Annotated in this window: 5 protein-coding genes and 1 pseudogene; 2 read left to right on the forward strand and 4 right to left on the reverse strand. The window is 74.1% G+C overall.

Annotated elements, in window-relative coordinates; all coding sequences use genetic code 11:
- Positions 1–56 precede the first annotated feature (56 nt).
- Positions 57–722: an alpha-ketoglutarate-dependent dioxygenase AlkB gene (locus ACZ7G1_RS14810; protein WP_470879791.1), complete on the forward strand. Its 666-nt coding sequence runs from the start codon at positions 57–59 to the stop codon at positions 720–722.
- Between the two features lie 31 nt (positions 723–753).
- Here ACZ7G1_RS14810 and ACZ7G1_RS14815 read toward each other — a convergent pair whose 3' ends face one another.
- The 4 genes from ACZ7G1_RS14815 to ACZ7G1_RS14830 all read right to left on the reverse strand — a co-directional run bounded on the left by ACZ7G1_RS14815 (position 754) and on the right by ACZ7G1_RS14830 (position 7,030).
- Entirely contained in the window at positions 754–2,424 is a 1,671-nt protein-coding gene (locus ACZ7G1_RS14815; RefSeq protein ID WP_470879793.1) for an alpha/beta hydrolase, read from the reverse strand.
- 80 nt (positions 2,425–2,504) lie between these two features.
- Positions 2,505–3,854: a sensor histidine kinase gene (locus ACZ7G1_RS14820; protein WP_470879795.1), complete on the reverse strand. Its 1,350-nt coding sequence runs from the start codon at positions 3,852–3,854 to the stop codon at positions 2,505–2,507.
- Positions 3,855–3,883: 29 nt separating this feature from the next.
- Positions 3,884–4,549 carry a response regulator transcription factor gene (locus tag ACZ7G1_RS14825; RefSeq protein WP_470879817.1) on the reverse strand — a complete coding sequence of 222 codons (666 nt, stop codon included), beginning with the start codon at positions 4,547–4,549 and terminating at the stop codon, positions 3,884–3,886.
- 72 nt (positions 4,550–4,621) lie between these two features.
- Entirely contained in the window at positions 4,622–7,030 is a 2,409-nt protein-coding gene (locus tag ACZ7G1_RS14830) for a SpoIIE family protein phosphatase (protein ID WP_470879797.1), read from the reverse strand.
- A 208-nt stretch (positions 7,031–7,238) separates the two neighbouring features.
- Here ACZ7G1_RS14830 and ACZ7G1_RS14835 point away from each other — a divergent pair.
- Positions 7,239–7,608 (forward strand): annotated as a pseudogene (locus ACZ7G1_RS14835) (hypothetical protein); the annotation flags it as partial.

The raw sequence follows: 7,608 nt of genomic DNA on the forward strand, positions 1-7,608 counted from the left end.
CGGAGGCATCCGCATCGATTCGATCACATGTTCGGATATTGGATTACGCTGGACCCATGACCGCAGCACGACCCGCCCACACCGCCCGGCGCGACCTCCCCGGACTCCAGGGCTCCCTGTTCGACCAGGGCGACGACATCCGGTGCGGACCGCTGGACGGCATCCGGCGGACCGAGCTCGACGGCGGCGCCTGGATCGACCACCTCCCCGGCTGGCTGCACGGGGCGGACGCCCTGTTCGAGGAGCTCGTCGACGGGGTGCCCTGGCGGGCCGAGGAACGACCGATGTACGACAACGTGGTCGCCGTACCCCGCCTCCTCGCCCACTACGGGCCCGGCGCCCCGCTGCCGCACCCCGCGCTCACCGAGGCCCGCGACACCCTCGGCGACCACTACGCGGCCGAGCTCCGCGAGCCCTTCGTCACCGCCGGCCTCTGCCTCTACCGCGACGGCCGCGACAGCGTCGCCTGGCACGGCGACCGCACCGGCCGCTCGGCCACGCACGACACCCTCGTCGCCATCCTCTCCCTCGGCGATCCCCGCGACCTCGCGCTCCGCCCCCGCTCCGGCGGCCCCACCGCCCTCCGCCTCCCCCTCGGACACGGTGACCTCCTCGTCATGGGCGGCTCCTGCCAGCGCACCTGGGAACACGCCGTCCCGAAGACCACCCGCGCCGTCGGCCCCCGGATCAGCGTCCAGTTCCGCCCCCGCGGAGTGCGCTGAGATCCGGGGTGCCCCGGGGTGACCCGCCTGGTCAGCAGGTGGTGCCGGCGGGGACCGTACGACCGTCGATCAGGTAGGCGTCGACGTGGTCGGAGACGCAGGCGTTGCTGCGGCCGTAGGCGGTGTGGCCGAAGCCCTTGTACGTGAGGAGGGCGCCGCGCGGGAACTGGGAGGCGAGGCTCTTCGCCTCCTCGTAGGGGGTGGCCGCGTCGCCGGTGGTGCCGACGACCAGGACGGGCGGGACGCCGGGGGCGTCGACGCGGTGCGGCTTGCGGGCGGTGGTGGGCCAGTCCTTGCAGGTGAGGGACGAGGTCACGCTGGAGGTGCCGTAGCGCCCCGCGGCCTTGTCGGCGGGGGCGAGGGCCTTCCAGTAGGACGCGGCGTCCCGGGGGTGAGGGACGTCGAAGCAGTTGACGGCCTGGAGGGCCGCGTCGCTGTTGTCCGCCGGCACGTCGGCGCCGGGCCGGCCGTCGCCGTCGGCGGAACCGGTCGCCGCCCCGCCTTCCTCCGCGTCGTCCGTCGCCGGTTCCGGCTCCTCGGAGTTCGCCAGCGCGGCCAGCTTCGTACCGTCGCCCCGACCCGCGTCGGCCAGGGCCTCCGAGAGGTCCTTCCACTGGGCCTCAGGGGTGTACATGGACGTCGTCAGCGCACCGAGCAGCGTGTTCGCGTCGGCACCGTACTCGTCGCCCTCGACGGGCAGCGGAGAGCGCGCCGTCTTCTCGAAGAGACCCTCGATCAGGGTGCGTATCTCCTCGGGCGTGCCGCCGGGACAGCTGTCCCCGGCCACCTCGGGGCACGACTCGATGTAGTCGTCCACGGCCCGCCGGAACCCGACGCCCTGGCTCACCGCACGCCGCGACCAGTCCAGGGACGGATCGACGGCACCGTCGAGGACCATCGCGCGCACCCGGCGCGGGAACTGCTCGGCGTACACGGTCCCCAGGCTCGTCCCGTACGACCAGCCGAGATACGTCATCCGCGACTCACCGAGGGCCGCCCGCAGCACGTCCATGTCCCGCGCGACGTCCTCCGTGCCGACATGGCGCAGGATGCCCGAGCTCGCCTTCACACACGCGTCGGCCTCCTGCTTCGCCGACGCGAGCACCTCGGCGCGCTCGGCGTCGCTCTTCGGGAAGAAGGGGTCGGCGGGGGCGGTGCCGGTGCCCGGCGTCCCGCCGTCCTCGGACTCGCCGCTGCCGCCACCACCGTCGTCGGCGGCCTTGGCGTCTCCGCAGGTCAGAGCCGGTGAGCTGCCGCCGACACCGCGCGGGTCGAAGGAGACGATGTCGAAGCGGGTGCGCACCTTCTCGGTGAAGGACTCGGCCATCCCCTCGTCCAGGAGGGAGGTCACTCCGGAGCCGCCGGGGCCACCGGGGTTCGCGATGATCGAGCCGATCCGCCGGGCGGGGTCGGCGGTGACGGCACGCGCGACGGGCAGGACGAAGGTCTTGCCGTTCGCCGGGTGCGCGTAGTCCATGGGCACGGTGAGCTCGGCGCACTGGTGGTCCCCGCACTTCGACCACTTCAGCTGCTGGCCGTAGAAGGTGCGCAGGTCGGGTCGGTTGGCGGGGTCGGCCTGGGCGGCCGGTCGGCCAGGCCGGTCGGAGGAGGCCGCCGGGGACGTCGTACAGGCGGCGAGGGTGGTGGCGCCGACGACGGCGAGGGCGACGGCCAGGGCGGGGCGGTGGACAGCGCGGATCAACGGGGTGCTCCCATGTTCGGTTCACGGGGGAGCTTGCCGGGCCGATGCTGAGGATTTGATGAGGACGAACGCGGGCCGCCTCAGTCGACGGTGGGAAGTCGGAGGACGAAGCGGGCGCCACCGAGGCCGTCGAGCTCGCCCTCGCCGGACCGGCCGGACCGGCCGGAGGGCTCCGAGCGGTCCACGGTCAGCGTCCCGCCGTGGGCGTGCGCCACCCAGGACGCGATGGAGAGCCCGAGTCCGGTGGACCCCGCCCCGCTGCGGAACCGTTCGAACAGCGCGTCCGCGACCCCCGGAGGAAGCCCGGGCCCCGCGTCCTCGACGGTCACGGACCCGTCGCGTCCGACGCTGATGCGGACCTCGGCGGGTACGCCGGGCAGATGCCCGTGGGCGAGGGCGTTGCCGAGGAGGTTCGCCACGGCCCTGCGGACCAGATCGGGGTCGGCGTCCACCACGCACTTCTCGGTGCTGACCGTCACCCGGTGCCCGTCGGCGGGGGCCTCGGCGACGACCGCCTCGACGAGCTGGTCGAGCCGCAGCGGTTCACGCGCGAGCGTGGCCGTGCCGGACATGAGACGGGCCCTGGTCAGGAGCCCGTCGACGAGCCGGCCCATGCCCTCGGCCAGGCGGAGCGTGCGCCGGAGCACGTCGGTGCTGTCCGTCTCGCCACGCAGCGCGGTCTCGGCGAGGGTGCGCAGGGACGCGGCCGGTGTCCGCAGGTCGTGTGCCGCGTCGGCGAGGAACGCCTCCTGCTGACCGAGCACGGAAAGCGCCGGCCTGACGGCCCGCCCGGACAGGAAGTGGCCCACCGCCGCGGACAGGGCCACGAGCAGCGCGCAGCCCGCCGTGACCAGCCAGACCAGCCTGCGGTGATCGGCCGCCTGATCCGAGGTCGCCGTCATCGTCACGATGACGCCCTGCGGCGGCTCCCCCTCCGCCGCCTCAGGACCGAAGAACGGCAGCGCGAAGACCCGGACCGGTTTTCCGTCCGTCGCCCGCCGATCCGATGCCACGGAATCCCCGGCCCGTACGGCCGCCGCCGCCACCGCCCGTATCTCCGCCGGCGCGACGGACACACAGGGCCGGGCCGGAGCGTGCTCGACCTCCAGCCGGGGCTCACCTGCCCCGTCCGCCCCTTCCGCCTCGTCCTTCGCGGGGACCACAGAGAGCACCGAAAGCGGCGGACAGCCCGTCCCCATCGTCTCGACGAGCGTCCGCGTGTCCAGCCGCCCGTCCTCCTCGGTCTCCAGGAGCCCCACCGCCCAACTGGTGTCCCCGTCCATCGTCCGGTCCAGCTGATCGCGCCAGCGCGCGTCGTCGCTGCGCACGGCGAAGACTGCCATGGCCACCAGCCCCACGGCGCTGGTCAGCGCGAACAACGCCGTCGTACGCCTCCGCAGCCGCCGCACCCGCTCCGTCGGAGCGAGCACCCGCGACCCGCGCTTACCGCCCGGGCGCCTCACGCCTCTCCGTCCGCGGCGAGCCGGTAGCCGACGCCCCGCACGGTGTGGACGACGGGCGGATCGCCGAGCTTGCGGCGCAGCTGGGAGACCAGTACCTCCAGGACGTTCGACTGCGGCTCGGCCATCTCGTCCCAGCAGCTCTCCAGGAGCTCCGCCCGGGACACCGCCTGATCGGCCCGCGCCGCCAGCGCTTCGAGCACGGCGAACTCCCGTCCCGTCAGCGTCAGGAGCACGCCGGCCCGGTGCACCCGCCGGCGCGCCGTGTCGATCTCCAGATCGCCCACCCGGTGCACCGGCGGCCGCACCACCGCGGAACGCCGGCACAGGCTCCGCACCCGGGCCACCAGCTCCGGCACGGCGAACGGCTTCACCAGATAGTCGTCCCCGCCGCTCGCGAACCCCTCCACCCGGTCGGCCACCGAGTCCCGAGCCGTCAGGAACAACACCGGCACCGCCCGCCCGTCCCGACGCATCCCCTCCACATACCCGGCCGCGTCCCCCGACGGCAGCATCCGGTCGAACACGACACAGTCGTACGCCGTCACGAACAACGCCTCGTCGGCCCGCGCCAGATCCGCCGCCTCATCGACCGCGAACCCCGCCGCCCGCAGCGCCGCCGCCACCCCGTACCGCAGATTCTCGTCGTCCTCGACCAAAAGCACTCGCACGCCGCACACCCTAGCCAGCCGATGCCCCGGCGACGGGGCCGGGCTCGCGGGCCCCGCTCCGTACGCCTAGATCGGCGGAGGCAGCGTCTGCTCCGTCCAGATCGTCTTGCCCGAGCGGGTGCACCGGCTGCCCCAGCGGTCGGTGAGCTGGGCGATCAGGAAGAGACCGCGGCCGCCTTCCTCCGTGGCGTGGGCGCGGCGCATACGGGGCTGGGTGCCGCTGCCGTCGGAGACCTCGCAGATGAGGGAGGCCGCGCGGATGAGGCGGAGGCCGATGGGACCGCCGGCGTACCGGATGGCGTTGGTGACGAGCTCGCTCGCCACCAGCTCGGTCGTGAAGGCCAGTTCGTCCAGGCCCCACCGCGACAGCTGGGCCAGTACGCGCGCGCGTGCCTCGGACACCACGGACGGGTCCGCCGCGAAGGTCCACAGGGCACTGTCGGACTCTGGCACCCCGCGGACCGTCGCGAGCAGCAGCGTCACGTCATCCGACAGCGGACCCGGTACGAGCCCCCGCACCACCTCGGGACCGACCTCCTCAAGAGCACGGCCGGGCACCAGCGCCCCCGACAGCGCGCCCCGGAGCGCGGCCATCCCCTCGTCCAGATCGGCATGGCCGCGCTCGATCAGCCCGTCCGTGTAGAGCGCGAGGACACTGCCGTCCGCCACCTCCACCTCGACGGGCTCGAACGGCAGCCCACCGACCCCGAGCGGCGGCCCCGGGCTCAGATCCACATACGTGACGGTGCCGTCCGGGCTCACCACCGCGGGCGGCGGATGCCCCGCACTGGCCACCAGACACCGCCGGGTCACCGGGTCGTACGTCATGTACAGGCACGTCGCGCCGAAGGAACCGAAGGCGATCTCGGTACCCGGCGGCCGCGTCGCCTGCGCCCCGTCCGCGTCGATCGCGAACTGCGACACGAGATCGTCGAGATGCGTGAGCAGCTCGTCCGGTTCGAGATCCAGGTCCGCGAGCGTCCGCACGGCCGTCCGCAGCCGCGCCATCGTCGCCGTCGCCTGGAGCCCGTGCCCGACCACGTCCCCGACGACGAGCGCCACCCGGGCCGAGGACAGCGGGATCACGTCGAACCAGTCCCCGCTCACCCCCGTCGCCGTGTCGGTCGGGAGGTAGACGCTCGCCGTGTGCACCGTGGGCGTGTCGGTCGTCGCCGACGGCAGCAGACTGCGCTGCAGACCGACCGCCGCGTTCCGCTCGCGCGCGTACCGCCGCGCGTTGTCCACCACCAGCGCGGCCCGCGAGGCGATCTCCTCGAGCAGCGCGAGATCCTCCCCGGTGAACGGCGGCCGGTCCCCGCCCCGGCCCACCCGGATACGGCCCAGGAGCGACCCCCGCGCCCGCAGCCACGCGCTCATCCCGTACGCGAGCCCGAGCGCGTCCCCCGGCTCGACACCCTCCGCCGCGGCGTCCGACCACACCCGGCCCGACAACACCCCACCCGTGTCGACGGGAACGGGCGCGCCAATCACCAGCCGGCCCGCGGAGGAAGGCACGACCGCGCCGCCGGACCCGCTCGGGGAGACGCCCGCCACCGCCGTGCGGCGCAGCGCGTGGTCGTCATGGTGCTCGGGGCCCGGTTCCTCGTACGTGAACACCGCCTCGGCGACGTCGACGACCGCCAGATCCGCCAGCGCGGGGACCAGGACCTCGGTCAGGTCCCGCGTCGTCTCCTCGGCGGAGAGGTTCGTGCTCAGCACCGTCGTCGCCCGGTGCAGCAGATCGAGCCGACTGCGCGAGAGCCGCTGCTCCGTCACGTCGACGAACAGCGCCGTCACCCCCATGACCGCCCCCTTCGCCCCCTGGAGACGGAACGCGGACAGCGTCATGATCCGCCCCGCCCCCGGATCGACCTGCGTGTGCACCTTCACGTCGAACCCCACCAGCGGGACCCCCGTCGTCAGGACCTCCCGCAGCCGCGAGCCGATCACCTCCGCGTCCGCCTCCCGCAGAAAGTCGCCCAGCCGTGCCCCGTACAGGTCGTCCGGCACACCCGAGTAGGGGAGGAGATGCGTGTTCGTCCGCACCAGCCGCAGCTGATTGTCGAGCACCGCCAACCCGATCCGGTCCTGCAGGAACAACTCCCGCATGAACGCATGCCCCTGCCGCCACTGCGACACCAGAGCACGCGGCGCACCGATCACCAAGTACTCGCCCGCCCGCCCCGGCCGCTCGCCGTCCACCAACGGCAGCACCCGGAACTCCACCTCCCCGCCGCCCTCCGGAGCCAGCACCGCCCGCCCCTCCCACACCGGCCCGTCCCGCTGCTCCATGACCCGACGCCAACTCGCCGGCTCCGCCAGCAGATCCCTGACCCGCCGCCCGTGCAGATCATCCGCCGACCGCCCCAACAGACTCTCCGCCGCCGGCGTACACCGCAGAATCACCCCCCTCGCGTCCACCACGAGCCCGGCCGAATGCCCCGCATCCAAGGGGTCGTCACTGCCGGGACTCATCAGGATCCCCACTCCGTTCCACGCCGAAGCAGCCAAAAACCACCACCCACCCCCACTCTGCCCGCCCACCCCCACCTCGGCATGCGGTACTCCTCCGAATGGCCGGGGAGGGGGGTGGGGTGGGGGCGGGGGTGTGACCTGGGGCGGGGGCGGGGGTGTGACCTTGGACGGGGGCGGGGGGTGTGAGCGGGGGCCGAGGGGTGGTGGGGTGGTGGAGCGGGCCGGGCGCGCGGGTGGGGCGTGGCCTGGCGGGGCGGTCGCGGGCGCGGGCAGGTGGCGCGGCTACGTCGGTGTGCCGGTCCGGTGCGGCGCCGGGAGCGCGCGTACGGCCGCGCAGGGCTGGGCAGCGGCGGGCTGTTCCAGCCGCCTGGCCGTTCTGGCCGCCGGGCCGCCGGGCCGCCGGGCCGTTCGGCCGGCGGACCGCCCGTCCGCCTGCCCGCCTCGGCCCTCCCTGTCGCCTCGACTCGTCTATGTCAGCGAGGCCGTTCCGGCCGAGCTGGCCGTTCCGGCCGAGCTGGCCGTTCCGGCCGAGCTGGCCGTTCCGGCCGAGCTGGCCGTTCCGGCCGAGCTGGCCGTTC

This window comes from Streptomyces sp. NPDC037273, from assembly GCF_055603625.1.

What these genes read in the sequence shown, in the direction of transcription:
- ACZ7G1_RS14810 (WP_470879791.1), top strand. Translation starts at nt 57, where the DNA reads ATGACCGCAGCACGACCCGCCCACACCGCCCGGCGCGACCTCCCCGGA.
- ACZ7G1_RS14830 (WP_470879797.1), bottom strand. Translation starts at nt 7,030, where the DNA reads ATGAGTCCCGGCAGTGACGACCCCTTGGATGCGGGGCATTCGGCCGGG.